The following is a 24,135-nucleotide window of genomic DNA, read 5'->3' as shown; positions in this document are numbered from 1 at the left end:
AGCTCTCAACCTCTGAGCATGAGCGTCCGTCCCATGGCCTCGGGCCTGCAGCGGCGCCTGATGCTGCTGCTGCTCCTGCCGCTGTGCCTGCTGTCCTTCGGCAGCGCCTGGTTCGACTACCAGCTGGCCGGCGACGCGGCGGCGCAGAAAGACCGCCAGCTGCTGCAGCTCATGCCCCTGCTCGGCGACTCGGTCGTGGCGCCGGGGCGCGACGGCGATGCGCCCCTGCTGCTGCTGGCGCCGCCGATCGAGGAATTCCTGCGCCTGCGCGTCGGCCTCACCGCCTTCGCGATCAGCGACCTGCAGGGCCAGCTGCTGCACGGCGAGCCCTGGCTGGCGGGCATCGTGCCGGCCACGCGCGAGCCGGAATTCCATTCGCTAGAGGAGGGCGACGTGACCTACCGGCTGGCGGTGCAGCGCGTGCCCACCGCGGCCGGCGAGCTGGTGCTGGTGCTGGCCGACGGCTCCGACCCGCGCCTGGGCTGGGTGCGCTCGGTGCTGTGGCGCGTGGTGCTGCCCAACCTGGCCCTGATGCTCATGGTGGCGCTGGCCATGAAATGGGCCATAGACCGGGCCCTGCGCCCGCTGACCACCCTGGCCGAGGCGGTGGCGCACCGCTCGCCGCGCGACCTGGACCCGATCGACGAGCAATCCTCGCCGGCCGAGGTGCGGCCCCTGGTGCAGTCGCTCAACCGCCTGTTTGGCCTGGTCAATGCCCAGGCCGAGAGCCAGCGCCGCTTCGTCGCCGACGCGGCGCACCAGCTGCGCACACCTCTGGCCGGGCTGCAGGCCCAGGTCGAGGCCTGGGCCCAGGCGCTGAACGCCTCGGTGAGCCCGCCGCCCACGGGCGCGCGCTATGTCTCCAACAAGCCGCCCGAGCCGGCCCGGCAGGCGCAGGGCGAGATCAGGCTCAAGGCCGAGCAGCTCTACAAGCTGCGCAGCGCCACGCGCCGCACCTCGCAGCTGGCCAACCAGCTGCTGGCCCTGTCGCGCGCCGACGCGCGCAACCTCGACGCCCAGGCCCTGCAGCGCGTGGACCTCAAGGCGCTGTGCGAGGACCTGCTGCAGGTGCACCTGGACGCCGCGACCGCGCGCCAGATCGACCTGGGCCTGGAGACCGGGCCGGCCCACGCCATGGGCAACGAATGGCTGCTGCGCGAGCTGCTGGGCAACCTGGTCGACAACGCGGTGCGCTACACGCCGGCCGGCGGCACGGTCACCCTCCGCTGCGGCATGGCCGAGGCCGAGGGCTCGCCAGACGGGCCGGCGCCTTACCTGGAAGTCGAGGACGACGGCCCGGGCGTGCCGCCGCCCGAGCGCTCCAAGGTGCTCGAGCGCTTCTACCGCCTGCCGGGCACCCAGGGAGAGGGCAGCGGCCTGGGCCTGGCCATCGCGAACGAGATCGCACGCGTGCACCACGGCCAGCTGCAGCTGCAGGGCGGTGCCGGCGGGCGCGGCCTGCGCGTGCGCCTGGTCTTCCCGGCTTGAGCACCCCCTCTCCCCAAAGGGGCGAGGGGGCAAATGCCGCTGTGCGAGAATCAATTCGACACATTTTGGTGGGCCCCATGTCAGAAACCGAGACCCTGTCGTCCCCCGCGCCCGAGCTGCCGGACGCCGCCGCGCCGGCGCGCAAGCGCCCGCGTCCGGGCGAGCGCCGCGTGCAGATCCTGCAGGCCCTGGCCACCATGCTGGAGCAGCCGGGCGCCGAGCGCATCACCACGGCCGCGCTGGCCGCGCGGCTGGAGGTCAGCGAGGCCGCGCTGTACCGGCATTTCGCGAGTAAGGCCCAGATGTTCGAGGGGCTGATCGAATTCATCGAGCAGTCGGTGTTCGGCCTGGTCAACCAGATCGCCGAGCGCGAGCCCTCCGGGGCCGCGCAGGCGGCCCGGCTGATCGCCATGCTGCTGCAGTTCGGCGAGAAGAATCCCGGCATGGCGCGCGTCATGGTCGGCGATGCCCTGGTGTTCGAGAACGAGCGCCTGCAGCAGCGCATGAACCAGTTCTTCGACAAGATCGAGGCGGCGCTGCGCCAGGCCCTGCGCCAGGCGGCCGACGCCGGCGGCTCGGCCACGCCCAGCGTGGACGCCCAGGTGCAGGCCTCGCTGCTCACGGCCTTCGCCGTGGGGCGCCTGCAGCGCTTTGCGCGCTCGGGCTTCAGGCGCCTGCCCACCGAGCACCTGGACGAGAGCCTGGCGCGCATGCTCTGACTGACCTCCCTCTCCCTCTGGGAGAGGGTCGGGGTGAGGGCTGGCAGGCTTACCGTCCGAGTTTGACCTTGGCTCCCGCCGCCTCGATCTCGGCCCAGGTCTGGTCGTCGATCACGATGCCATCGCGCTCACGCTGCGCGCGCGCCTCGCGCTCGGGCTCGCCGGCCACGCGCACGCGGTCCGTGCCCGGGGCGGCAGGGCCCTGCTGCAGCCAGTCGACGAAGGCCCGCGCTTCCTGCTCGAAGGCGGCCTGCGTGCCGAGTTTGACGGGGTCGATCACGATGCTCAGCATGCCGTTGATCACGGCCCTGGCCGCGTCGGGCGCGCGGTGCCAGGTGCCGCCGCCGGTCAGCGCGCCGCCCAGCAGCTCGCAGGCCACGGCCAGGCCGTAGCCCTTGTGCTCGCCGAAGGGCATCAGCGCGCCGAACAGGCCGCCGGCCTGGGGCACCACCACCACGCCGGGGTCGGTGGTGGGTTGGCCTTGCGCGTCGATCAGGTAGCCGGGCTCGGCGTGCCGGCCCTCGTTGTGCGCCACGCGCATCTTGCCCTGGGCCACGCGGCTGGTCGCGAAATCCAAAATAAAGGGCGCGCGGCCCTGGATGGGCACGCCTATGCAGCAGGGGTTGGTGCCGTAGCGCCCGTCGGCGCCGCCCCAGGGCGCGACCACGGGGCGCGACAGCACGTTGACGAAATGGATGGACACCAGGCCCTGGGCCACGGCCATCTCGGCGAAATGGCCGATGCGGCCCAGATGGTGGGCATTGCCCAGGGCCAGGATGCAGCTGCCCTGCGCCTTGGCGCGCTGCATCGCCAGCTGCATGGCCTGCTCGCCGACCACCTGGCCGTAGCCGCGCTGGCCGTCCAGCGTGAGCAGGCTGCCGGCGTCGAGCAGCACCTTGGCCGCGGCGTTGGGCTGGAGGCCGCCTTCGAGCACCGCGTCCACGTAGCGCGGCACCATGCCCACGCCGTGCGAGTCGTGGCCGCTGAGGTTGGCCAGCACCAGGTTGTCGGCCACGCAGCGGGCCTCGGTTTCGGTGCTGCCGGCGGCCGTGAGGATGGACGCCACGCGGGCGCGCAGTTCGGAAGCGGAGAGTGTGATGGACATGTGTGTGCTCAGTGGTGAGGGGGGTCTTTCCCTCTCCCTCTGGGAGAGGGGAGGGTGAGGGCATGTCGGCGCGCAGAGCCCTCACCCCCGCCCTCTCCCAGAGGGAGAGGGAGTGAGGAGAGGGCTACATCACGGCGCCGACCTGCCAGGGCACGAACTCGTTCTGCCCGTAGCCATGCTGCTCGCTCTTGGTCGGCTGGCCCGAGGCCGCGGCCAGCATCGTCTCGAAGATGCGCTGGCCCATCTCGGCGATCGAGGCCTTGCCGTCGACGATCTCGCCGCAGTTGATGTCCATGTCCTCCTCCTGGCGCTGCCACAGCGCCGAGTTGGTCGCCAGCTTGAGGCTGGGCGAGGGCGCGCAACCGTAGGCGCTGCCGCGCCCGGTGGTGAAGCAGATCAGGTTGGCGCCGCCGGCCACCTGGCCGGTGGCGCTGACCGGGTCGTAGCCCGGCGTGTCCATGTAGACGAAGCCGTGCGCCGCGACGGGCTCGGCGTACTCGTAGACCGCCTGCAGGTTGCTGGTGCCGCCCTTGGCCACCGCGCCCAGCGATTTCTCCAGGATGGTGGTCAGGCCGCCGGCCTTGTTGCCGGGCGAGGGGTTGTTGTTCATCTCGCCTTCGTTGACCGCGGTGTAATGCTCCCACCACTTGATGCGCGAGATCAGCTTCTCGGCCACCTCGGGGCGCACGGCGCGCCGCGTGAGCAGGTGCTCGGCGCCGTAGATCTCGGGCGTCTCGCTGAGGATGGCGGTGCCGCCATGCGCGACCAGCAGGTCCACCGCGGCGCCCAGGGCCGGGTTGGCGCTGATGCCCGAATAGCCGTCCGAGCCGCCGCATTGCAGGCCCACGGTCAGGTGGGCGGCGCTGCAGGGCTCGCGCCTCACGTCGTTGGCGCGCGGCAGCATGGCCTCGACCAGGGCAATGCCCTTGGCCACGGTCTGGCGCGTGCCGCCGCTGTCCTGGATGTTGAAGACCTTGAGCGTGTCGCCTTCGCGCAGGCTGCTGTGCGCCAGCCAGGCGTTGATCTGGTTGCCCTCGCAGCCCAGGCCCACCACCAGCACGCCCCAGAAGTTGGCGTGCGTGGCGTAGCCGGCCAGGGTGCGCTCGAGCAGCTGCAGGCCCAGGCCCCCGGTGTCCATGCCGCAGCCCGTGCCGTGCGTCAGCGCGACCACGCCGTCGATGTTGGGAAAGGCCGCCAGCGCGGCCGGGTTGGTCTGGCGCGAGAAATGGTCGGCGATGGCGCGCGCGGCGGTGGCCGAGCAGTTCACGCTGGACAGGATGCCGATGTAGTTGCGCGTGGCCACGCGGCCGTCGGCGCGCTTGATGCCCATGAACTGGGCCTCGCGCCGCGCCGGCTCGGGCTTGACGTCGGCGCCGACCGCGTAGTCGCGCGCAAAGTCGCCCTTGTCGGGGCCCATGTCGAGGTTGTGCGTGTGCACATGCTCGCCCGGCGCGATGGCCTGGCTGGCGAAGCCGATGATCTGGTTGTAGCGGCGCACCGGCTCGCCGGCGGCGATGGCGCGCGTGGCGATCTTGTGGCCGGGCGGCACCAGGCCGCGCACGGTGACTGCCTCGACGCGGGCGCCGCCCAGCAGCTGGGCGCGCGCGATCACCACGTCGTCGGCGGGATGGAGTCGGATGTAGGGGGTCATGACGGTCTGGTCGGGTCAATAGAACATCTTGGGCAGCCAGAGCACCAGCTTGGGGAAGTAGGTGATCACGATCAGGCTGCCCAGCAGCGGGAACAGCCAGGGCAGGATGGCCATGGTCGTGCGCTCCACCGAGAGCTTGGCCACGCGCGCCAGCACGAACAGCACCATGCCCATGGGCGGATGCAGCAGGCCGATCATGAGGTTGAGCACCATGACCAGGCCGAAGTGCACCAGGTCTATGCCCAGCTGCTGGCAGATCGGCACCAGGATGGGCACGAGGATGGTGATCGCGGCCGTGGGTTCGAGGAAGCAGCCGACGAACAGCATCAGCAGGTTGGCCAGCAGCAGGAACACCCAGGGCTCCTTGGTGAAGCCCAGCACCCACTCGCTGATCGCGGTGGTCACTCCGGTGGCGGTGAGCATCCAGCCGAAGATGCTGGCCGCCGCCACGATGAACAGCACGGTGGAGGTGGTCTCCACCGTGTCCAGGCAGACCTTGACGAAGGTCTTGAAGTTCAGCGTGCGGTACCAGGCGAAGCCCAGCACCATGGCCCAGAGGCAGGCCGCGATCGCGCCCTCGGTGGGCGTGAAGATGCCGGTGGTCATGCCGCCGATCAGCAGCACCGGCGTCATGATGGGCAGCACGGCCTGGAAGCTGAAGAGCTTGTCGAGCGCGAACAGCAGGGCCAGGCCGGCCAGCACCGTGGGCTGGGCCGGCAGGCCGAGCTTGGTCACCAGCGCCCACAGCGCGAGCGGCCAGCCGAGAACCACCACGGTCTCGCCCAGGGCCTTGAGCACGCGCGGCCACTGGAAGCGGATATCGGCGCCCCAGCCGTTCCTGTGCGCGAAATACGCCACCGTGAGCATCATCAGCGCGGCCAGCAGCACGCCCGGCAGGATGCCGGCGAGGAACAGGGCGCCCACGCTGACGTTGGCCATCATGCCGTAGATCACGAAGGGCAGGCTGGGCGGGATGATGGGGCCCAGCGTGGCCGAGGCGGCCGTCACGCCGACCGCGAACTCGGTGCCGTAGCCATGGTCCTTCATGGCCTTGATCTCGATGGTGCCCAGCCCCGCGGCGTCGGCGATGGCCGTGCCGCTCATGCCGGCGAACACCACCGAGCCGACCACGTTGACATGGCCCAGGCCGCCCTTGAGCCAGCCCACCAGGGCCAGGGCGTAGTTGTAGATGCGGTTGGTGATGCCGGCGTTGTTCATCAGGTTGCCGGCCAGGATGAAGAAGGGCACGGCCAGCAGCGGGAAGCTGTCTATGCCACTGATCATGCGGTGGATCACGACGAAGGAGGGCAGGTTGCCGCTCCACAGGATGTAGAGCAGCGCCGAGCCGGCCATGGCGATGGCCACCGGGATGCCGCCGCCCATGAGCAGCAGGAAAATGATTTTGAGCATGGCCTTGGGATGGGTTCAGTAGAGGGCCCCCGGCCGGGCCGGGGGCGCTGGGGAGGGCGGGCGCTCAGCGGTCCTCGATCGCGCTCTCGGGCCGCTCGAGTACGCTGTAGCCGCGCCGGCGGTGGGTGCGCGCCACCTGGATGGCGCGCCAGGTCATGACCGCGAAGCCGAGCAGGCAGACCGCGTAGACGACGTTCATGGGCAGGTCGATCAGCGTCATGCGCGAGTTGCTGCCCAGCTTGTTCATCATCAGCAGCGTGAGCAGCACGGTGGCAGCGAAGAACAGCACGCGCAGCCAGTCCACCGCGGCGGCCATGCGGCGCGCCATCGCAGGGGCCATGAAGCGGTAGAAGAAGTCGACCTGGATGTGGTTGTTCTTGGCCACGCCGATGGCGGCGCCGATGAAGACCACGCCGATCAGCAGGTAGCGCGCGATCTCCTCGGTCCAGGCGGCCGAGTCGTTGAGCACGTAGCGCGTGAAGAACTGGTAGAACACCGTGGCCCCGAGCAGCCAGAACAGGCCCAGGGCCGCCCAGGCCTCCGGCGTGGTGCCCGACAGGTCCACGGCATCGTCCTCGGTGTGGAACTCGCCGTCTTCGCCCATCACCTGGGGCAGCGCGTCAAGGTCTTGCATGGCTTTGCCGGCTTACTTGATGGCGACGATGCGGTCGTAGTCGGCCTGGCGGTAGCCATGGTCGGTCGGCCGGGTGGCCTTGAGCACGGCCTCGCGGAAGGCGCTCTTGTCCACAGTCAGCACGTTGTTGCCCTTCTTCTTGAACTCCTCGGCCAGGCGGACCTCGGCGGCGGCGATCTCGCGGCTGGCCTTCTCGGCGGCTTCCTGTGTGACCTCGGCGAAGATCTTCTTCTCGGCGTCGCTGAGCTTGCCCCACAGCGGGCCGCCGACCACGGTCAGCAGCGAGTCGACGATGTGGCCGGTCAGCGAGATGTTCTTCTGCACCTCGAAGAACTTCTTGGCCTCGATGGTGGGCAGCGGGTTCTCCTGCGCGTCCACGGTGCCGTTCTGCAGCGCCAGGTAGACCTCGGCGAAGGCGATCGGCGTGGCGTTGGCGCCCAGGGCCTTGGGGAAGGCCAGGTAGGCGGGGGCGTCGGGCACGCGGATCTTCAGGCCCTTCATGTCCTCGGGCTTCTGCACCGCCTTGTTCGAGGTGACGTGGCGCGCACCGTAGTAGGTGAGGGCGGTGATGTGGTTGCCGGTCTTGTCGTCGTAGCCCTTGGCCAGCTCGCGGAACACCTCGCTCCTGGCGTACTTGAGCTGGTGCTCGGCGTCGCGGAAGATGAACGGAAAGTAGGACACGGCCAGCGGCGGGTAGCTGCGCGCGGCGAAGCTGGCGCCGGTGAGGATGATGTCCACCGTGCCCAGGGTCAGGCCCTGGTTGATGTCGGACTCCTTGCCCAGCGAGGAGGCGGGGAACACCTGGACCTCGTACTTGCCGTTGGTGCGCTTCTTGATCTCCTCGCCGGCCCAGACCGACCACTTGTGATAGGGCTCGGAGGTCTCGTAGGCATGGGCCCACTTGAGTTTGTTCTGCGCCTGGGCCAGGGCCGGCAGGCCGGCGCCGGCCAGCAGGGCGCACAGCGCCAGGGTCTTGAGGGTGGTTCGCTTGCTCATGGTGTCTCCTCGGTGGGGTGGTTCAGGGTTGGAAGCCGGAATGCGGTGTCAGGAGCGGCGCGCGCGGCGCCAGCTCACGTTGTAGCGGTCGTGCGCGTGCTTGAGGTGGGCCTGCATGGCCTCGCGCGCGGCGCCGGGGTCGTGCGCGCGTATCGCCTCGAGCACGGCCTGGTGTTCGGCGAGGGCCGCGTTCCACGAGGCCGCGTCCTCGAAATAGTCGCCCAGGCGCTCGAACAGCGGGGCATGGCGCGCCTCCCAGTAGCGCTGCACGGTGTCGCGCAGCACCTCGTTGCCGCAGGCCTGGGCCACGGCGTTGTGGAAGGCCTCGTCGCCGGCGCGCGGCGCGGCGCCGTCCTCGGCTTGGTCGCGCATCTGCTGCAGCGCGCTGTCGATCGCGAGTATCTGGGCCTTGCGCGCGTGGCGCGCGGCCAGGGCCGCGACCTCGCCCTCGACCAGCTCGCGCGCGCGCATCAGCTCCAGCGGCCCCCATTCGGTGGGGTCGTGCGGCGCGGCGGGCGGCTTGCGCGCGCCGGGCTGCAGCACGTAGATGCCCGAGCCGGTGCGCACCTCGATCATGCCCTCGACCTCCAGCGCGATCAGCGCCTCGCGCACCGAGGGGCGGCTCACGCCGAGCTGCTTGGCCAGGTCGCGCTCGGCCGGCAGCCGCGAGCCGGGGGCGAACTCGCCCGAGACGATCAGGGCGCGCAGCTGGGCGGCGATCTGCTGGTACAGGCGTTGGGGCTCTAGGGACTGGATCGGCACGTCAAAGAGGTTTGCGTTTAAGGGTTAGCCACGAGTGGTCAAGTGGTAAGGCCAATTCATAATCCCATGAAACGCCCACTGCCTTCATCCGGCAAAACCCTTACCAAGGAGAACCGTTCGTCATGCGACTCAAAGGAAAAACCGCCCTGATCACCGCCGCGGGGCAGGGCATAGGACGCGCCAGCGCCCTGGCCCTGGCTGCCGAGGGCGCCCAGGTCTGGGCCACCGACGTCAATCCCAAATTGCTCGACGACTACGACGGCGTGGCCAATGTGCGCGCCGTCAAGCTCGACGTGCTGGACAAGGCGGCCATCGAGCGCCTGGCGGCCGACCTGCCGGCGCTGGACGTGCTGTTCAACTGCGCCGGCGTGGTGCACAACGGCGCGCTGCTGCAGGCCTCGGACCAGGACCTGGAGTTCGCCTTCCAGCTCAACGTGCGCGCCCAGTTCTGGACCATACAGGCCTTCCTGCCCAAGATGCTGGCGGCCGGCGGCGGCAGCATCATCAACATGGCCAGCGTCTGCGGCAGCATCAAGGGCCTGCCCAACCGCTTCGTCTACGGCACGACCAAGGCCGCCGTGATCGGCCTCACGAAAAGCGTGGCGGCCGACTACGTGGGCCAGGGCATACGCTGCAACGCCGTCTGCCCCGGCACCGTGGACACGCCTTCGCTGGCCGAACGCATCAATGCCAACGCCGATCCGGCGGCGGCGCGCCAGGCCTTCGTCGCGCGCCAGCCCATGGGGCGCCTGGCCCAGGCGCACGAGATCGCGCCCCTGGTGCTGTTCCTCGCCAGCGACGAGTCGGCCTTCGTCACGGGCCAGGCCTACGCCATCGACGGCGGCATCACCATATGAACCAGCTCGACCTGAACGGCCGCCACGCCGTCATCACCGGCGGCGCGGCCGGCCTGGGCCTGGCGATCGCGCAGCGCATGCTGGCCTCGGGCGCGCGCGTGACGCTGTGGGACCGCGACCCGCAGGCGCTGGCGTGCGCGGCCGGGCAGCTCGGCGCCGGTGTGCGCACCGTGGCGGTGGACGTGAGCGAGCACGCCAGCGTGGTGCAGGCGGTGGCGCAGACCGAGGGCGCGATCGACGCCCTGGTCAACAGCGCCGGCGTGACCGGCCCGAACACGCGGCTGTGGGACTACCCGCCCGAGGCCTGGCGCCAGGTCTTGGACGTGAATCTCAACGGCCTGTTCTACTGCTGCCGCGAGATCGTGCCGCGCATGCGCGAGCGCAACTGGGGCCGCATCGTCAACATCGCCTCGGTGGCCGGCAAGGACGGCAACCCCAATGCCAGCGCCTATAGCGCCAGCAAGGCCGCGGTGATCGCGCTGACCAAGTCGCTGGGCAAGGAACTGGCCGACACCGGCATACGCGTGAACTGCGTGACGCCGGCGGCGGTGAAGACCGCGATCTTCGACCAGATGACGCCCGAGCACATCCAGTTCATGCTGTCCAAGATTCCCATGGGCCGCTTCGGCCTGCCGGAGGAGGTCGCCGCCATGGTGGGCTGGCTGTGCACCGAGGACTGCTCGTTCTCCACCGGAGCGGTGTTCGACCTCTCGGGCGGGCGCTCCAGCTACTGACTTACATTTCAAACCCTTGCATACCAAGAAAGGAATTCGATGAAACTCGTTCGCTATGGCAAGCCGGGCAAGGAAAAGCCCGGCCTGATCGATGCCGAGGGCAAGCTGCGCGACCTGAGCGGCGTGATCGCCGACATCACGCCCGAGCAGCTGGGCGACAAGGCGCTGGCCAAGCTCGCCAAGCTCAAGACCGACAAGCTGCCGCTGGTCAAGGGCAAGCCGCGCATGGGCTGCCCGGTGGCGGGCGTCGGCAAGTTCATCGCCATCGGCCTGAACTATGCCGACCATGCGGCCGAGTCCAATCTGCCCATCCCCAAGGAGCCCATCGTCTTCACCAAGGCGACCAGCTGCATCCAGGGGCCCAACGACGACGTGATGCTGCCCAAGGGTTCCAAGAAGACCGACTGGGAAGTCGAGCTCGGCGTGGTGATCGGCGCCAAGGCCCAGTACGTCTCGCAGAAGGACGCGCTCAACTACGTGGCCGGCTACTGCACCATCAACGACGTCAGCGAGCGCGAGTACCAGATCGAGCGCGGCGGCACCTGGGACAAGGGCAAGGGCTGCGACACCTTCGGCCCCATCGGCCCCTGGCTGGTCACGCGCGACGAGGTGGCCAACCCGCAGAAGCTGGACATGTGGCTGGACGTCAACGGCGAGCGCATGCAGACCGGCAACACCAGGACCATGATCTTCAACGTGGCCAAGCTGGTCAGCTACGTGAGCCAGTTCATGACGCTGATGCCGGGCGATGTGATCACCACCGGCACCCCGCCGGGCGTGGGCATGGGCATCAAGAAGAACGGCGAGGCCGCGCCGGTCTATCTGAAGAAGGGCGACGTGATCACCCTGGGCATAGAAGGCCTGGGCGAGCAGCGCCAGCTCGTCGTGCCGTTCAAGCTCTGAGCGCTGCCTTCCTCTTGAAAACGGGCTGCTGTGCGGCCCGTTTTCTTTTTCCCCTTCGAAAAAACAAATCGGCCGGGGATAGGCAGCGGCCAAGAAATGCTGCAAAATAGCACGATCGTTCGTTTTATTTTTCAATCATGGCCACCGATTCCTCCGCCAAGACCGCGCGCGCCGCCGAGCGTGGCGGCCGTGCCCTGCAAAAAGGCCAGCAGACCAAGGCCGTCATCGTCGAGGCGGCGCTGGGCCTGGCCACCCAGATCGGCCTGGAAGGCCTGTCCATAGGCGCCCTGGCCGAGGTCACGGGCATGAGCAAGTCGGGCGTGTTCGCCCATTTCGGCTCGCGCGAGGAGCTGCAGATCTCGGTGATCCGCGAGTACCACGTGCGCTTCGAGGACGAGGTGTTCTACCCGGCCATGCAGGCGCCGCGCGGCCTGCCGCGCCTGCGCGCCCTGTTCGACAACTGGATGCAGCGCACCTCGACCGAGATCGACTCGGGCTGCCTCTACATCGGCGGCGCGGTCGAGTTCGACGACCGGCCCGGGCCGGTGCGCGACGCGCTGGCCAGCTCGGTCAACACCTGGCTGGCCGCCATGCACCGCGCCGTGGTCCAGGCCCAGGAGGAGGGCCACCTGCGCGCCGACGCCGACGAGCAGCAGATCGCCTTCGAGATCCACGCCATGATCCTGGCCCTGCACTACGAGGCGCGCTTTCTGAAAAAGCCCGGCGCCATCGCGCGCGCCCACGCCGGCTTCGACAACATCCTGGCGCGCTGCAGCGCCGCTCCGGCAGCTGGCCCGGAGCCCGCGCGTGCGCGCAGCCGTTCACGTTCTTCCTGATTCCCACCATTCGTCCAAATCCCAAGGAGCCCGACATGCCCAGCTACACCCCGCCCCTGCGCGACATGCAGTTCGTGCTGCACGAACTGCTGCACGTCACCGACGAGCTGCGCGCGCTGCCGCGCCACGCCGAGGTCGACGCCGACACCATCAACGCCGTGCTCGAGGAGGGGGGCAAGTTCGCGGCCGAGGTCACCTTCCCGCTCAACCTGAGCGGCGACGCCGAGGGCTGCCAGCTGGACCAGGCCACGCACGAGGTGCGCACGCCCCAGGGCTTCAAGGCGGCCTACGCCCAGTACGTGGAAGGCGGCTGGGCGGCGCTGTCCTGCGACCCCGAATACGGCGGCCAGGGCCTGCCCTTCGCGCTCAACCAGTGCTTCTACGAGATGCTGAACTCGGCCAACCAGGCCTGGACCATGTACCCCGGCCTCTCGCACGGTGCCTACGAATGCCTGCACGCCCACGGCACCGAGGAGCAGAAGGCGCTCTACCTGCCCAAGCTCACCAGCGGCGAATGGACCGGCACCATGTGCCTGACCGAGCCGCATTGCGGCACCGACCTGGGCCTGCTGCGCAGCAAGGCCGAGCCCCAGGCCGACGGCAGCTACCGCATCACCGGCAACAAGATCTTCATCAGCGCCGGCGAGCACGACCTGGCGCCCAACATCGTGCACCTGGTGCTGGCCCGCCTGCCCGACGCGCCGCCCGGCAGCAAGGGCATCAGCCTGTTCGCCGTGCCCAAGTTCAAGGTGAACGCCGACGGCTCGCCGGGGGAGCGCAATGGCATCTACTGCGGCGGCCTGGAACACAAGATGGGCATCCACGGCAACGCCACCTGCCAGATGGTGCTCGAGGGCGCGGTCGGCAGCCTGGTCGGCCAGCCCAACAAGGGCCTGCAGGCCATGTTCGTGATGATGAATGCCGCCCGCCTGGGCGTGGGCAACCAGTCGCTGGGCCTGACCGAGGTGGCCTACCAGAACGCGCTGGCCTACGCCAAGGAGCGCCTGCAGATGCGCTCGCTGACCGGCCCCAAGGCCAAGGACCAGCCGGCCGACCCCATCATCGTCCATCCCGACGTGCGCAAGATGCTGCTCACGGCCAAGGCCTGGGCCGAGGGCGGCCGCGCGCTCGCCAGCTTCTGCGCCCTGCTGCTCGACAAGGAGCTGCACCACCCCGACGAGAAGCAGCGCCAGGACAGCGCCGAGCTGCTGGCCCTGCTCACCCCCATCGTCAAGGCCTTCCTCACCGACAACGGCTACCAGGCCGCCACGCTGTGCCAGCAGGTGTTCGGCGGCCACGGCTACATCCGCGAGTCGGGTATGGAGCAGTACGTGCGCGACGCCCGCATCAACATGATCTACGAGGGCACGAACACCGTGCAGTCGCTGGACCTGCTGGCGCGCAAGGTGCTGGCCAACAACGGCGCCACGCTCAAGAAGTTCGGCAAGCTGGTCGCCGCCCTGGTCGAGGAGGAGGGCGTGAACGAGAAGATGGCCGAGTTCATCAACCCGCTGGCCTACCTGGGCGAGCAGATGACGAAGTTCACCACCGAGATCGGCTTCAAGGGCTTCCAGAACGCCGACGAGGTCGGCGCCGCGGCGGTGGACTACCTGCGTGTGGCCGGCCATCTGGTATTCGGCTACTTCTGGGCGCGCATGGCCCAGGTGGCGCTGCGCCGCATTGCCGAGGGCAGCGCCGATCCCTTCTACCAGGCCAAGCTGCAGACCGCGCGCTTTTATTTCGCCAAGCTGTTCCCCGAGACCGCGATGCTGATGCGCAGCGCGCGCGCCGGCGCCAAGGTCCTGATGGACACCGACGCGGCCCTGGCTTGAGCGGCGCGGAGGAAACGCCATGTCACGCTTTCAAGTGAAAAAAGTCGCCGTGCTCGGCGCGGGCGTCATGGGCGCCCAGATCGCCGCCCACCTGGTCAACGTCAAGGTGCCGGTGCTGCTGTTCGATCTTCCCGCCAACGGGACGGGCGGAGGGGCCCCGTCCCCCTCCTCATCAGGGCCCAAGAACGGCATCGTGCTCAAGGCCATCGAGGGTCTGAAGAAGCTCAAGCCCGCGCCCCTGGGCGTGGCCGAGGACGCAGCCCTGATCCAGGCCGCCAACTACGAGGAGCACCTGGCATCGCTGCGCGAGTGCGACCTGGTCATCGAGGCCATCGCCGAGCGCATGGACTGGAAGCACGATCTCTACCAGAAGATCGCGCCCTTCATCGCGCCGCACGCCATCCTGGCCAGCAACACCTCGGGCCTGGCTATCACCCGGCTAGCCGAGGCCCTGCCCGAGGCGCTCAAGCCGCGCTTTTGCGGCATCCACTTCTTCAACCCGCCGCGCTACATGAGCCTGGTCGAGCTGATCGCCACGCCGAACACCCAGGCCAGTATCCTCGACGACCTGGAAAGCTTCGTCACCAGCGGCCTGGGCAAGGGCGTGGTGCGCGCCAAGGACACGCCCAACTTCGTCGCCAACCGCATCGGCATCGCCGGCATGCTCTCGACCATGAAGGAGGCCGAGCGCTTCGGCCTCGCGTTCGACGTGGTCGACGACCTGACCGGCAAGCGCCTGGGCCGTGCCAGCTCGGGCACCTTCCGCACCGCCGACGTGGTGGGCCTGGACACCCTGGCCCATGTGATCCGCACGCTGCAGGACAACCTCGACGAGCAGAGCGACCCGTTCTACCCCAGCTTCGGCACGCCCGAAGTGCTTAAGACCCTGCTCGAGGGCGGGCAGCTGGGCCAGAAGTCCGGGGCCGGCTTCTACAAGAAGCAGGGCCGCGAAGTGCTGCGCTACGACCCTAGGACCAAGGACTACGTGGCGGCCGGCCAGAAGGCCGACGAGGTCTACGGCCGCATGCTGAAGAAACCGGCGGCCGAGCGCCTCAAGCTGCTGCGCAGCAGCGAAGGCGCGCAGGGAAGATTCTTGTGGGCGATCCTGCGCAACAGCTTCCACTACGCCGCCCTGCACCTGGACCGCATCGCCGAGACCGCGCGCGACGTCGATCTGGCCATGCGCTGGGGCTTCGGCATGCAGCAGGGCCCGTTCGAGCTCTGGCAGGAGGCCGGCTGGCTGGCGGTGGCCCGCATGGTTCAGGAGGACATAGACGCCGGCCTGGCGCTGTGCTCGGCGCCGCTGCCCGACTGGGTCTTCACCGGGCCGGTGGCCGAGGCCGGTGGCGTGCACCAGGCCCAGGGCTCGTGGAACCCGGCCGCCGGCCGCTTCGAGCCGCGCCGCCAGCTGCCGGTGCATGCGCGCCAGCTGTTTCCCGAGTTGCTGCTAGGCGAGGCCGGGCCGAAGTTCGAGGGCGCGGGCCAGACCCTGCAGGAGGACGCGGCGATCCGCCTGTGGACGCTCGATGGCGAGCTCCTGATCGCGAGCATCAAGTCCAAGATGCACGCGATCAGCCCGGCCGTGGCCGAAGGCCTGTCGCGCGCGGTGGACCTGGCCGAGCAGGGCTACCAGGGCCTGGTGATCTGGTCGGGCGACGAGCCCTTCAGCGCCGGCGCCGACCTGCAGTCCATGCTGCCGGGCTTCATGATGGGCGGCGTCGCGGCCATCGACGAGGCCGAGCACGAGCTGCAGCGCATCATGCTCAAGCTGCGCTACGCCAGCGTGCCCGTGGTCTCGGCCATCCGCGGCCTGGCCCTGGGCGGCGGCTGCGAGCTGGCCCTGCACTCGGCGCGCCGCGTGGCCCACATGGAAAGCTACATCGGTCTGGTCGAAGTCGGCGTGGGCCTGGTGCCCGGCGCGGGTGGTCTGACCTATATTGCGCGCCGTGCCGCCGAGAACGCGGCCCGCTCGACGGGCAAGGACCTGCTGCCCTTCCTGACCGAGGGCTTCACCGCCGCGGCCATGGCCCGGGTCGGCACCAGCGCGCTCGAGTCGCGCCAGCTCGGCTATCTGCTGGACAGCGACGTCATCGTGCCGCACAAGGACGAACTGCTGTACGTCGCGCTGAACGAGGCCCGGGCCCTGTTCCAGGGCGGCTGGCGGCCGCCGCACCGGCGCCTGTTCCCGGTGGCGGGGCGCGACGGCCGCGCCACCATCCTGGGCCAGCTGGTCAACATGCGCGACGGCGGTTTCATCAGCCAGCACGACTTCCACATCGCCGACCTGATCGCCGGCGTGCTGACCGGCGGCGAGGTCGAGCCCGGCACCCTGGTCAGCGAGGACTACCTGATGACGCTGGAGCGCCGCGCCTTCTGCGCGCTGCTGGCCCACCCCAAGACCCAGGAGCGCATCATGGCCATGCTGTCCACCGGCAAGCCGCTGCGCAACTGATCCCTCACCTTCCCCCAGAGGGGGAAGGAGCAAGGCAGCTAAGGAGCTTTTCATGAAACAAATTCAAGACGCCTACATCGTCGCCGCGACGCGCACGCCGATCGGCAGGTCGCACAAGGGCTACTTCCGCCACACCCGTCCCGACGAGCTGCTGGCCACCGTGCTGCGCTCGGCCCTGGCCCAGGCGCCGGGGCTGGACCCGCAGGCCATCGAGGACGTGATCTGCGGCTGCGCCATCCCCGAGGGCCAGCAGGGCCTGAACGTGGCGCGCATAGGCGCGGTGCTGGCCGGCCTGCCGAAAAGCGTGGGCGGCATCACCGTCAACCGCTTCTGCGCCTCCGGGCTCTCGGCCGTGCAGATGGCGGCCGACCGCATCCGCGTGGGCGAGGCCGAGGTCATGGTCGCGGCCGGCGCCGAGAGCATGAGCATGGTGCCCATGATGGGCAACACGCCCAGCCTCTCGCCCACGATCTTCGCCAATACCGAGGACGTGGACCAATACGGCATCGCCTACGGCATGGGCCTGACGGCCGAGAAGGTGGCCCAGCAGTGGAAGGTCTCGCGCCAGGCGCAGGACGAATTTGCCTACCGCTCGCACATGAAGGCGGTCGCCGCGATGCAGGCCGGCGAGTTCACGGCCGAGATCACGCCGGTCGAGCTCAGCGAGCGCAGCGTCGACCTGGCCACCGCCGAGGTCGCCGTCCGGACCCGCAGCGTGAGCCTGGACGAAGGCGCCCGCCCCGACACCACACCCGAAGGCCTGGCCAAACTCCGGGCCGTGTTCGCCGCGCGCGGCTCGGTCACGGCCGGCAACAGCTCGCAGACCTCGGACGGCGCGGGCGCGCTGATCCTGGCCAGCGAGGCGGCCGTCAAGCGCTTCGGCCTCACGCCGCTGGCGCGCTTCGTCAGCTTTGCCAGCCGCGGCGTGCCGCCCCACCTGATGGGCATAGGCCCGATAGCGGCCATCCCGGCCGCGCTGCACCAGGCTGGCCTGAAGCAGGACGACATCGACTGGATCGAGCTCAACGAGGCCTTCGCCGCCCAGTCGCTGGCCGTGATGGGCAGCCTGGGCCTGGACCCGGCCAGGGTCAACCCCATGGGCGGCGCGATCGCGCTCGGCCACCCGCTGGGCGCCACCGGCGCTATCCGTTCGGCGACAGTGGTGCACGCGCTGCGGCGGCACAATAAGCGCTACGGCATGGTCACCATGTGCGTGGGCATGGGGCAGGGCGCGGCCGGCATCTTCGAGCGCGTCTGAGACCTGCCCCCAGCGAGGAGTACAGCGATGAGCAAGACCACGGTGTCGACGGCCCACCCGTTCGACCAGGCGCTGGCCCTGATGCCGGTCGCGGTGACGGCGCAGGAGCATGGCCGCGAGGCTACGCGCCACTGGCAGGGCCATACCCATGCGGCCTACTGGAACATGGTCGGGCCGTTCGGCGGCCTCACGGCCGCCCAGGCCCTGCAGGCCGTGCTGCAGCATCCCGAGCGCCTCGGCGAGCCGGTATCCTTCACCGTGAACTTCGCCGCCGCCCTGGCCGAGGGGAGCTTCCGCGTCGAGGCGCGGCCGGTGCGCACCAACCGCTCGACCCAGCACTGGACCGTCGCGATCCTGCAGACCGACGACGCCGGCCTGGACTCGGTGATGCTGACCGCCACGGCCGTGACCGCCAAGCGGCGCGGCACCTGGAGCGCGGCCGATGCGGTGATGCCCGAGGTGCCGGCGCCCGAGACCATCGCGCGCGCCAGTTCCGCCCGGCGCGTGGCCTGGGTGCAGCGCTACGACCTGCGTCCCTGCGCCGGCGAGCTGCCGGCCGCCTGGGACGATGCCGAGGCCGACAGCCTGACCCAGCTGTGGATGCGCGACGACCCGCCGCGCCCGCTCGATTTCTGCAGCCTCACGGCCCTGGCCGACGTGTTCTACCCGCGCGTGTGGCGCCGCCGCGCGCGCATGACGCCGGTGGGCACGGTCTCCATGACGGTCTACTTCCACGCCGGTGCGGCCGAGCTCGCCGCCACCGGCGAGGGCTACCTGCTGGGCCAGGCGCGTGCCCAGTCCTTCTTCAACGGTTTCTTCGACCAGAGCGCCGAGCTCTGGAACCAGGCCGGCCAGCTGCTGGCCACCAGCCACCAGATCGTCTATTTCAAGGAATGAACCCGATGTCAGAGATCCTAGAACACTGCGACGCCGGCGTGCTCACGCTCACGCTCAACCGTGCGGAGCGCAAGAACGCCCTCACTGCGGACATGTACGCGGCCCTGGCCGATGCGCTGGCGCGCGCCGAGGCCGACGCCAGCGTGCGCGTGGTGCTGCTGCAAGGCCAGGAGACCGTGTTCAGCGCCGGCAACGACATCGGGGACTTCCTCAATGCGCCGCCGGCCACGCCCGACCGGCCGGTGTTCCGCTTCCTGCGCGGCATCGCCGCCTTCCCCAAGCCGCTGCTCGCCGCCGTCTGCGGGCCGGCCGTGGGCGTGGGCACCACCCTGCTGTTCCACTGCGACCTGGTCTACGCCGGCGACAACGCGGCTTTCTCCATGCCCTTCGTCAACCTGGGCCTGTGCCCCGAGGCGGCCTCCAGCCTGCTGGCGCCCCAGATGTTCGGCTACCACCGCGCGGCCGAGGCCCTGCTGCTGGGCGAGCCCTTCTTCGCCGAGGCCGCGCTCGAGGTCGGCCTGGTCAACCGCGTGCTGCCGCCGACCGAGGTCAACGCCTACGCCCAGGCCCAGGCGCGCAAGCTGGCCGCCAAGCCCCTGGTGTCGCTGGTCGAGACCAAGCGCTTGCTGAAGAAGGGCCAGGCCGCGCAGGTGGCCGAGCGCATGGCCGAGGAGGGCGCGAGCTTCTCGCGCATGCTGCGCGAGCCGGCCGCGCGCGAGGCCTTCGCCGCCTTCATGGACAAGCGCAAGCCCGATTTCTCGGCGCTTTGAAGCCGGTTCGCGCCTGCACGAGGCCCATGCCTTGACGCCCCCCCATACCAAGCACCAGGCCGCAGCCGCGGCCTTCGAACCCGAGTTCATCGCGGGCCTCAAGAGCATCTTCGAAGAGCGCATCGCCTTCAACCAGCTGCTCGGCCTGAAGATCGACACGCTCGAGCCCGATCGGGTCGGCGCCCACATCGCCATGCGGCCCGAACTGATCGGCCATTTCAGCTACCACCGCCTGCACGGCGGCGTGATCAGCGCCGGGCTCGACGCCATGGGCGGCCTGGCGGTGCTGGCCGCGATCGGCGCGCGCCACATGGACGAGCCGCCCGCGCAGCGCCTGCACCGCTTCGCCAAGCTCGGCACCATAGACCTGCGTATCGACTACCTGCGTCCGGCCATAGGCGAGCGCTTCGAGCTGCGTGCCGAGGTCATGCGCCTGGGCTCGCGCGTGGCTTCCACGCGCATGGAGTTCCTGGGCGAAGGCGGCAGGCTGCTGTCCACCGGGGCGGGGGCCTACATCGTGTCCTGAGCCCTTATCGCCCTGCGCGACCAGGGCTGAGTGTCGTAAAAAATGGCGCGCGCTGCTATGCTTGATGGAAATCAAAAAGAAACAGCTGCATGGAAAAAAGGGGCCGTGACCCAGAAATGGGCGCAGGGAGCAGAGGGCCGTATGTGGTTCTCGAGTTGGATGCTGTGCGCGTCGCCCTGCCCCTGGCCGTGGTCGAGCGTGTCATCCAGGCTGTTGCCCTGTCGTATCTGCCCGGCGCCCCCGAGATCGTGCTCGGGGTCCTCAACCTCCAGGGGCGCGTCATCCCGGTCGTCAACCTGCGTCGTCGCCTGGGCCTGCCCGAGCGTGCGCAGGCCCTGAGCGACCACATCGTCATCGCCCGAGCGCGTCAGCGTTCCGTGGCGCTGGTCGTCGACGCGGTGAGCGGAGTGACCGACTGCGCCGGTCCGGACTGGATCGACGCGGCGCGCATCCTGCCCGGGCTCGAACTGGTCGACGGCGTCCTGCGCCAGGGTGACGGCCTGCTGCTGGTGCACGATCTGGACCGGTTTCTCTCGCTCGACGAAGCGACCTCCCTCGACACGGCCATGGCGGCCAGCGGAGGTCCGTGAAATGGGCAAGGCCCTGTCCGAGACCCAGCTGGCCCGCCTGAGCGAGCTTGTCGGGACCCGTCTGGGCCTGCATTTCCCCCCGGAACGCTGGAGCGATCTGGCCCGCGGCATGGCCGCCGCCGCGACCGACTTCGACCTGCCGGACGCGGCGGCCTGCGCGCAACGGCTGCTGTCCGCGCCCCTGAGCGACGCTGACGTCGAACGGCTGGCGACGTACCTGACCGTGGGCGAGACCTATTTCTTTCGCGACCGGGCCCTGTTCGATCTGCTCGAGGGGCGCATCCTGCCGGAACTGCTGCAGGCGCGTTGCGCCAGTGCGCCGCAACTGCGGATCTGGAGTGCGGGCTGCGCCACCGGGGAGGAGCCGTATTCGGTCGCCATGCTGCTGGACCGGCTGCTGCCCCGAGCCGACCCCCTGCAGGTGAGCCTGCTGGGCACGGACATCAATCCAGAGTTCCTGCGCCGCGCGGTGCAAGGCGAGTACGGCGCCTGGTCGTTCCGGGACACGCCGGCCTGGGTCCAGGAGCGCTATTTCGAGCGCCGGCCGGACGGGCGCTTGCGGCTGCACGAGCGCATCCGCCGGTGCGTCACCTGGGCGGTGCTCAACCTGGCCGAGGACAGCTATCCCTCGCTGGCCAGCAATACTTTCGCGACGGATCTGATCTTGTGCCGCAACGTGTTGATGTACTTCGGCCCTGCGCAGGCCGCAGCGGTGGTCGAGCGGCTGCACCGCGCACTGCGGCCGGGAGGCTGGCTGGTGGTGACGCCGGCGGAGATGTCCAGCGCCCTGTTCACCGGCTTCACCCCCGTCACCCTGGACGGCGTGACGCTGTACCGCAAGAGCGCGCTTGCGCCCGCGTTGCGTGACGCGGCGGTGCCGGCGCGGTCGCCGTTCGTCCCTTCGCCGGGCCGGTGGATGCCGGCCGCGCCGCGGTCGCTTGCGGTCGAGCCCCCGCGCGACCCGCGGCGGCTGGCGCTGACGGCGCGGGCCCTGGCCGACCAGGGGCGCTTCGACGAGGCCCTGGCCTGGTGCCAGCGGGCGATCGCCGCCGACAAGCTCAGGCCGGCGGCGCATTACCTGCTCGCGACCATCCAACAGGAGCAGGGCCAGGCCGACGCCGCGGCGCAGTCGCTCGCGCGGGCGCTGTACCTCGAGCCGGACTTCATCCTGGCCCATTTCGCGCTCGGCAGCCTGCGCCGGGCCCAGGGCCGTGCCGGCGAGGCCGCGCGGCACTTCGGCCGAGCCCTGGTCCTGCTGCAGGACTGCCCCGCGGACGAGACCGTGCCCGAGTCCGAGGGCCTGCATGCCGGCCGGCTGGCCGAGGTGGTGCGCCTGGCACTGGCCAACCTGCAGCAGACGCAGGGTGCGGCGGGCCGCGCACCTCTGACGCGGAGGCAAGTGCATGAACGATGACACGCCGATCACGCGCGCCCCGGCGGGGCCGGGCGCGCTCGACTGGTCCAGCGTACGGCAACGCATGGAGGCTGCGCGCCTGGCATTCGACCGTGCGGGGATGCATGATCCCGAGACCACCCAGCGCATCCTGAAGGCGCGCGCCCAGGCCCTGGCGAAGGCACCCGAGCCGGAGCTGAGCGAGCAGCTCGACCTGCTGGCGTTCCGCCTGGCCTGGGAGGATTACGCCGTCGAATCGCGCTTCGTGCGCGAGGTCTGTGTGCTGGAGCAGCTGACCCCGGTACCCAGCACCCCGCCCTTCGTGCTGGGCCTGGTCAACCTGCATGGCGAGATCCTGTCGGTCATCGACCTCAGGACCTTCTTCGAGCTGCCGGCACAGGGGCTGACCGATCTCAACAAGCTGATCGTGCTGGCCGGCGAAGGCATGCGCTTCGGCATCCTGGCCGACGCCATCACCGGCATGCTCAGCCTGCCGGTGGCCGATATCCAGCCCGCACTGCCCACCCTCACCGGCATCCGCGCGAAATACCTGCGTGGGGTGACGCCCGGGCGCACGGCGGTGCTCGACGCCGGCTTGCTGCTGGCCGACGACAGCCTGGTGGTGCGGGACGAGCCTGTCGCGCCGCGCGTGACCAAGCCTATGCAAGGAGAACCGCGATGACATGGATGCTCGACCTGAGCACACGCAACAAGCTGTTCGTAGGCTTCGGGTTGATGCTCGCGCTGCTGGCCGGCGCGGGCCTGACCGCCTACCAGAGCGTTTCGGCGATCCTGGCCTCGCAGCGCGTCCTGCAACAGGAATTCGCCGACGCCGTCGACCTGCTGGAGCTGCGTACCGACATCAACGGCAGCCGCGCCTCGCTGCTGCGCCTGCTGCTGGCCCAGACGCCCGCCGAGCGCGAGGTCGCGCAGCAGGACATCCGGCAGCGTGAACAGGAGGGCGACGAGGCCTTGCGCCAGCTGCAGGGGCGCAAACGCGACGATGCCCAGCCCTTGGCCCAGATCCAGGAGATCGTGGCCTTGCGCAACGTTTTCAACCGGACGCGCAATGCCCAGATCATGCCGCTGATCCAGGCGGGCCAGACCGAGCAGGCCCTGGCGATGATTCTGGGGGCCCAGGAGCAGCGCTACCTGCAGATGCGCCAGATGGCGCAGGCACTGGGCGAGGAGGCCTTGCGGCGCGCCCGTGCCGCCGAGACGGCAGCGGAGCAGCGCAGCCAGGCAGCGATGGTCGAGCTGCTCGTTCTCGGCCTGGTGGCGCTGGGGTTCGGACTCGCGATGGCGCTGTGGCTGAGCCGCATGATCGCCGGGCCGCTGCGCGATGTGGCCGACATCGCCGGCCGGGTCGCGGCCGGCGACCTGACCGCCGCGCTGCCCGTCGAGCCGCGCGGCGACGAGGTCGGCGACCTGCTGAAGGCCTTTCACGCCATGACCGCCCGGCTGCGTACGAGCACGCGCGAGATCCACGCCGGCGTGAACGTGCTGGCGTCGTCGTCGAACGAGATCCTGGCCACCATCTCGCAGGTGGCCGCGGGGGCGGCCCAGACGGCGGCGGCGGTAGGCCAGACGACGGTCACGGTCGAGGAGGTCAAGCAGACGGCCCAGCTGTCGAGCCAGAAGGCGCGCCATGTCTCGGACAGCGCGCAGCGCGCGGCGCAGGTGTCGCAGGGCGGACGCCTGGCGGTGGAGGGGGCGATTGCCGGCATGCAGCGCATCCAGGACCAGATGGCGTCGATCGCCGACAGCGTGGTGCAGCTGGGCGAGCAGGGCCAGACGATTGGCGAAATCATCGCCATGGTGAGCCAACTGGCCGAGCGCTCGAACCTGCTGGCGGTGAACGCGGCGATCGAGGCGGCGCGCGCGGGCGAGGAGGGCAAGGGCTTCGCGGTGGTGGCGCAGGAGGTCAAGAGCCTGGCCGAGCAGTCCAAGCAGGCGACGGCGCAGGTGCGCACCATCCTGGGCGACATCCAGAAGGCGACCAGCGCGACGGTGCTGGCCACCGAGCAGGGCCACAAGGTGGTGGCGGCCGGCATTCAGCAGTCGGCCGATGCCGCACAGGCGATACGCCAGCTGGCCGAGAGCATCGACGAGGCGGCGCAGGCGGCGACGCAGATTGCCGCGTCGAGCCAGCAGCAGATGGTGGGCATGGACCAGGTCGGCCAGGCCATGCACAGCATCAAGCAGGCGAGCCTGCAGAATGCGGCCGGCACGCGCCAGGCCGAGACGGCGGCGCAGGGCCTGCACGAGCTGGGGGCGCGGCTCAGGCAGCAGGTCGCGCTGTACCAGTTGTGAGGACATCGA

General features: G+C 69.8%; 22 protein-coding genes. 16 read left to right on the top strand and 6 right to left on the bottom strand.

The annotated features are described in order from the left end of the window. Positions 1 to 33: 33 nt before the first annotated feature. Both FFS10_RS01390 and slmA read left to right on the top strand, forming a co-directional pair. Positions 34 to 1,488, top strand: a complete 1,455-nt coding sequence (locus FFS10_RS01390; protein WP_137891076.1) for a sensor histidine kinase — start codon at positions 34 to 36, stop codon at positions 1,486 to 1,488. A 77-nt stretch (positions 1,489 to 1,565) separates the two neighbouring features. After that, on the top strand, positions 1,566 to 2,207 hold the full coding sequence (slmA, locus tag FFS10_RS01385; protein ID WP_137890714.1) for a nucleoid occlusion factor SlmA: 642 nt from the start codon (positions 1,566 to 1,568) through the stop codon (positions 2,205 to 2,207). Positions 2,208 to 2,256: 49 nt separating this feature from the next. Here the strand turns inward: slmA and FFS10_RS01380 are convergent, their stop codons facing one another. From FFS10_RS01380 to FFS10_RS01355, 6 genes are all read right to left on the bottom strand, one after another. Next, entirely contained in the window at positions 2,257 to 3,312 is a 1,056-nt protein-coding gene (locus FFS10_RS01380) for a malate/lactate/ureidoglycolate dehydrogenase (protein ID WP_137890712.1), read from the bottom strand. 124 nt (positions 3,313 to 3,436) lie between these two features. Beyond that, entirely contained in the window at positions 3,437 to 4,963 is a 1,527-nt protein-coding gene (locus tag FFS10_RS01375) for a UxaA family hydrolase (protein ID WP_137890710.1), read from the bottom strand. 15 nt (positions 4,964 to 4,978) lie between these two features. Further along, positions 4,979 to 6,373, bottom strand: coding sequence for a TRAP transporter large permease (locus FFS10_RS01370; protein ID WP_137890708.1), 1,395 nt, complete (start codon positions 6,371 to 6,373; stop codon positions 4,979 to 4,981). Between the two features lie 64 nt (positions 6,374 to 6,437). Beyond that, a complete protein-coding gene (locus FFS10_RS01365; RefSeq protein WP_137890706.1) occupies positions 6,438 to 7,007 on the bottom strand; it encodes a TRAP transporter small permease in 570 nt (189 codons plus the stop codon). A 12-nt stretch (positions 7,008 to 7,019) separates the two neighbouring features. Next, positions 7,020 to 8,003 carry a sialic acid TRAP transporter substrate-binding protein SiaP gene (locus FFS10_RS01360; protein ID WP_137890704.1) on the bottom strand — a complete coding sequence of 328 codons (984 nt, stop codon included), beginning with the start codon at positions 8,001 to 8,003 and terminating at the stop codon, positions 7,020 to 7,022. 48 nt (positions 8,004 to 8,051) lie between these two features. Further along, the gene (locus FFS10_RS01355) at positions 8,052 to 8,765 is read right to left on the bottom strand and encodes a FadR/GntR family transcriptional regulator (RefSeq protein ID WP_137890703.1); all 714 of its coding nucleotides are present in this window, start codon (positions 8,763 to 8,765) and stop codon (positions 8,052 to 8,054) included. A 122-nt stretch (positions 8,766 to 8,887) separates the two neighbouring features. On the opposite strand from FFS10_RS01355, the gene FFS10_RS01350 reads away from it, so the two are divergent. The 14 genes from FFS10_RS01350 (at position 8,888) to FFS10_RS01285 (ending at position 24,126) form a co-directional block, all read left to right on the top strand. Then, positions 8,888 to 9,622: an SDR family oxidoreductase gene (locus FFS10_RS01350; protein ID WP_137890701.1), complete on the top strand. Its 735-nt coding sequence runs from the start codon at positions 8,888 to 8,890 to the stop codon at positions 9,620 to 9,622. Continuing rightward, a complete protein-coding gene (locus tag FFS10_RS01345) occupies positions 9,619 to 10,356 on the top strand; it encodes an SDR family NAD(P)-dependent oxidoreductase (protein ID WP_137890699.1) in 738 nt (245 codons plus the stop codon). Before FFS10_RS01350 ends, FFS10_RS01345 begins: the two co-directional genes overlap by 4 nt. A gap of 39 nt (positions 10,357 to 10,395) precedes the next feature. Continuing rightward, positions 10,396 to 11,259 carry a fumarylacetoacetate hydrolase family protein gene (locus tag FFS10_RS01340; RefSeq protein WP_137890697.1) on the top strand — a complete coding sequence of 288 codons (864 nt, stop codon included), beginning with the start codon at positions 10,396 to 10,398 and terminating at the stop codon, positions 11,257 to 11,259. 137 nt (positions 11,260 to 11,396) lie between these two features. After that, complete coding sequence (locus FFS10_RS01335; RefSeq protein ID WP_137890695.1) at positions 11,397 to 12,095, top strand: TetR/AcrR family transcriptional regulator; 699 nt, start codon at positions 11,397 to 11,399, stop codon at positions 12,093 to 12,095. A 35-nt stretch (positions 12,096 to 12,130) separates the two neighbouring features. Then, entirely contained in the window at positions 12,131 to 13,927 is a 1,797-nt protein-coding gene (locus FFS10_RS01330) for an acyl-CoA dehydrogenase C-terminal domain-containing protein (RefSeq protein ID WP_137890693.1), read from the top strand. A 19-nt stretch (positions 13,928 to 13,946) separates the two neighbouring features. Continuing rightward, positions 13,947 to 16,379 (top strand): 3-hydroxyacyl-CoA dehydrogenase/enoyl-CoA hydratase family protein, encoded by a 2,433-nt coding sequence (locus FFS10_RS01325; protein WP_137890691.1) that lies wholly within the window; start codon positions 13,947 to 13,949, stop codon positions 16,377 to 16,379. 52 nt (positions 16,380 to 16,431) lie between these two features. After that, the gene (locus FFS10_RS01320; protein WP_137890689.1) at positions 16,432 to 17,637 is read left to right on the top strand and encodes an acetyl-CoA C-acyltransferase; all 1,206 of its coding nucleotides are present in this window, start codon (positions 16,432 to 16,434) and stop codon (positions 17,635 to 17,637) included. Between the two features lie 27 nt (positions 17,638 to 17,664). Further along, complete coding sequence (locus tag FFS10_RS01315) at positions 17,665 to 18,534, top strand: acyl-CoA thioesterase (protein WP_137890687.1); 870 nt, start codon at positions 17,665 to 17,667, stop codon at positions 18,532 to 18,534. A 5-nt stretch (positions 18,535 to 18,539) separates the two neighbouring features. Next, on the top strand, positions 18,540 to 19,304 hold the full coding sequence (locus tag FFS10_RS01310) for an enoyl-CoA hydratase (RefSeq protein ID WP_137890685.1): 765 nt from the start codon (positions 18,540 to 18,542) through the stop codon (positions 19,302 to 19,304). 31 nt (positions 19,305 to 19,335) lie between these two features. Then, positions 19,336 to 19,830 (top strand): thioesterase family protein, encoded by a 495-nt coding sequence (locus FFS10_RS01305; protein ID WP_137890683.1) that lies wholly within the window; start codon positions 19,336 to 19,338, stop codon positions 19,828 to 19,830. Between the two features lie 143 nt (positions 19,831 to 19,973). Continuing rightward, a complete protein-coding gene (locus FFS10_RS01300) occupies positions 19,974 to 20,420 on the top strand; it encodes a chemotaxis protein CheW (protein WP_249931123.1) in 447 nt (148 codons plus the stop codon). 1 nt (position 20,421) lies between these two features. Continuing rightward, complete coding sequence (locus tag FFS10_RS01295) at positions 20,422 to 21,834, top strand: CheR family methyltransferase (RefSeq protein WP_137890681.1); 1,413 nt, start codon at positions 20,422 to 20,424, stop codon at positions 21,832 to 21,834. Further along, positions 21,824 to 22,495, top strand: a complete 672-nt coding sequence (locus FFS10_RS01290; protein WP_249931122.1) for a chemotaxis protein CheW — start codon at positions 21,824 to 21,826, stop codon at positions 22,493 to 22,495. Before FFS10_RS01295 ends, FFS10_RS01290 begins: the two co-directional genes overlap by 11 nt. After that, a complete protein-coding gene (locus tag FFS10_RS01285) occupies positions 22,492 to 24,126 on the top strand; it encodes a methyl-accepting chemotaxis protein (protein WP_137916415.1) in 1,635 nt (544 codons plus the stop codon). Before FFS10_RS01290 ends, FFS10_RS01285 begins: the two co-directional genes overlap by 4 nt. Positions 24,127 to 24,135: the final 9 nt, after the last annotated feature.

The sequence above is a fragment of the Ramlibacter sp. 2FC genome (genome assembly GCF_005503345.1).
Lineage (GTDB): Bacteria > Pseudomonadota > Gammaproteobacteria > Burkholderiales > Burkholderiaceae_C > SCMQ01.
The sequence above is the reverse complement of the archived record's forward strand: the minus strand, read 5'-3'. Positions and strand labels throughout refer to the sequence as shown.

Excerpts from the sequence above, each read along its gene's own strand:
- FFS10_RS01390 (WP_137891076.1), top strand. The coding sequence starts at position 34 with ATGGCCTCGGGCCTGCAGCGGCGCCTGATGCTGCTGCTGCTCCTGCCG.
- slmA (WP_137890714.1), top strand. The coding sequence starts at position 1,566 with ATGTCAGAAACCGAGACCCTGTCGTCCCCCGCGCCCGAGCTGCCGGAC.
- FFS10_RS01380 (WP_137890712.1), bottom strand. The coding sequence starts at position 3,312 with ATGTCCATCACACTCTCCGCTTCCGAACTGCGCGCCCGCGTGGCGTCC.
- FFS10_RS01375 (WP_137890710.1), bottom strand. The coding sequence starts at position 4,963 with ATGACCCCCTACATCCGACTCCATCCCGCCGACGACGTGGTGATCGCG.
- FFS10_RS01370 (WP_137890708.1), bottom strand. The coding sequence starts at position 6,373 with ATGCTCAAAATCATTTTCCTGCTGCTCATGGGCGGCGGCATCCCGGTG.
- FFS10_RS01365 (WP_137890706.1), bottom strand. The coding sequence starts at position 7,007 with ATGCAAGACCTTGACGCGCTGCCCCAGGTGATGGGCGAAGACGGCGAG.
- FFS10_RS01360 (WP_137890704.1), bottom strand. The coding sequence starts at position 8,003 with ATGAGCAAGCGAACCACCCTCAAGACCCTGGCGCTGTGCGCCCTGCTG.
- FFS10_RS01350 (WP_137890701.1), top strand. The coding sequence starts at position 8,888 with ATGCGACTCAAAGGAAAAACCGCCCTGATCACCGCCGCGGGGCAGGGC.
- FFS10_RS01345 (WP_137890699.1), top strand. The coding sequence starts at position 9,619 with ATGAACCAGCTCGACCTGAACGGCCGCCACGCCGTCATCACCGGCGGC.
- FFS10_RS01340 (WP_137890697.1), top strand. The coding sequence starts at position 10,396 with ATGAAACTCGTTCGCTATGGCAAGCCGGGCAAGGAAAAGCCCGGCCTG.
- FFS10_RS01335 (WP_137890695.1), top strand. The coding sequence starts at position 11,397 with ATGGCCACCGATTCCTCCGCCAAGACCGCGCGCGCCGCCGAGCGTGGC.
- FFS10_RS01330 (WP_137890693.1), top strand. The coding sequence starts at position 12,131 with ATGCCCAGCTACACCCCGCCCCTGCGCGACATGCAGTTCGTGCTGCAC.
- FFS10_RS01325 (WP_137890691.1), top strand. The coding sequence starts at position 13,947 with ATGTCACGCTTTCAAGTGAAAAAAGTCGCCGTGCTCGGCGCGGGCGTC.
- FFS10_RS01320 (WP_137890689.1), top strand. The coding sequence starts at position 16,432 with ATGAAACAAATTCAAGACGCCTACATCGTCGCCGCGACGCGCACGCCG.
- FFS10_RS01315 (WP_137890687.1), top strand. The coding sequence starts at position 17,665 with ATGAGCAAGACCACGGTGTCGACGGCCCACCCGTTCGACCAGGCGCTG.
- FFS10_RS01310 (WP_137890685.1), top strand. The coding sequence starts at position 18,540 with ATGTCAGAGATCCTAGAACACTGCGACGCCGGCGTGCTCACGCTCACG.
- FFS10_RS01295 (WP_137890681.1), top strand. The coding sequence starts at position 20,422 with ATGGGCAAGGCCCTGTCCGAGACCCAGCTGGCCCGCCTGAGCGAGCTT.
- FFS10_RS01290 (WP_249931122.1), top strand. The coding sequence starts at position 21,824 with ATGAACGATGACACGCCGATCACGCGCGCCCCGGCGGGGCCGGGCGCG.
- FFS10_RS01285 (WP_137916415.1), top strand. The coding sequence starts at position 22,492 with ATGACATGGATGCTCGACCTGAGCACACGCAACAAGCTGTTCGTAGGC.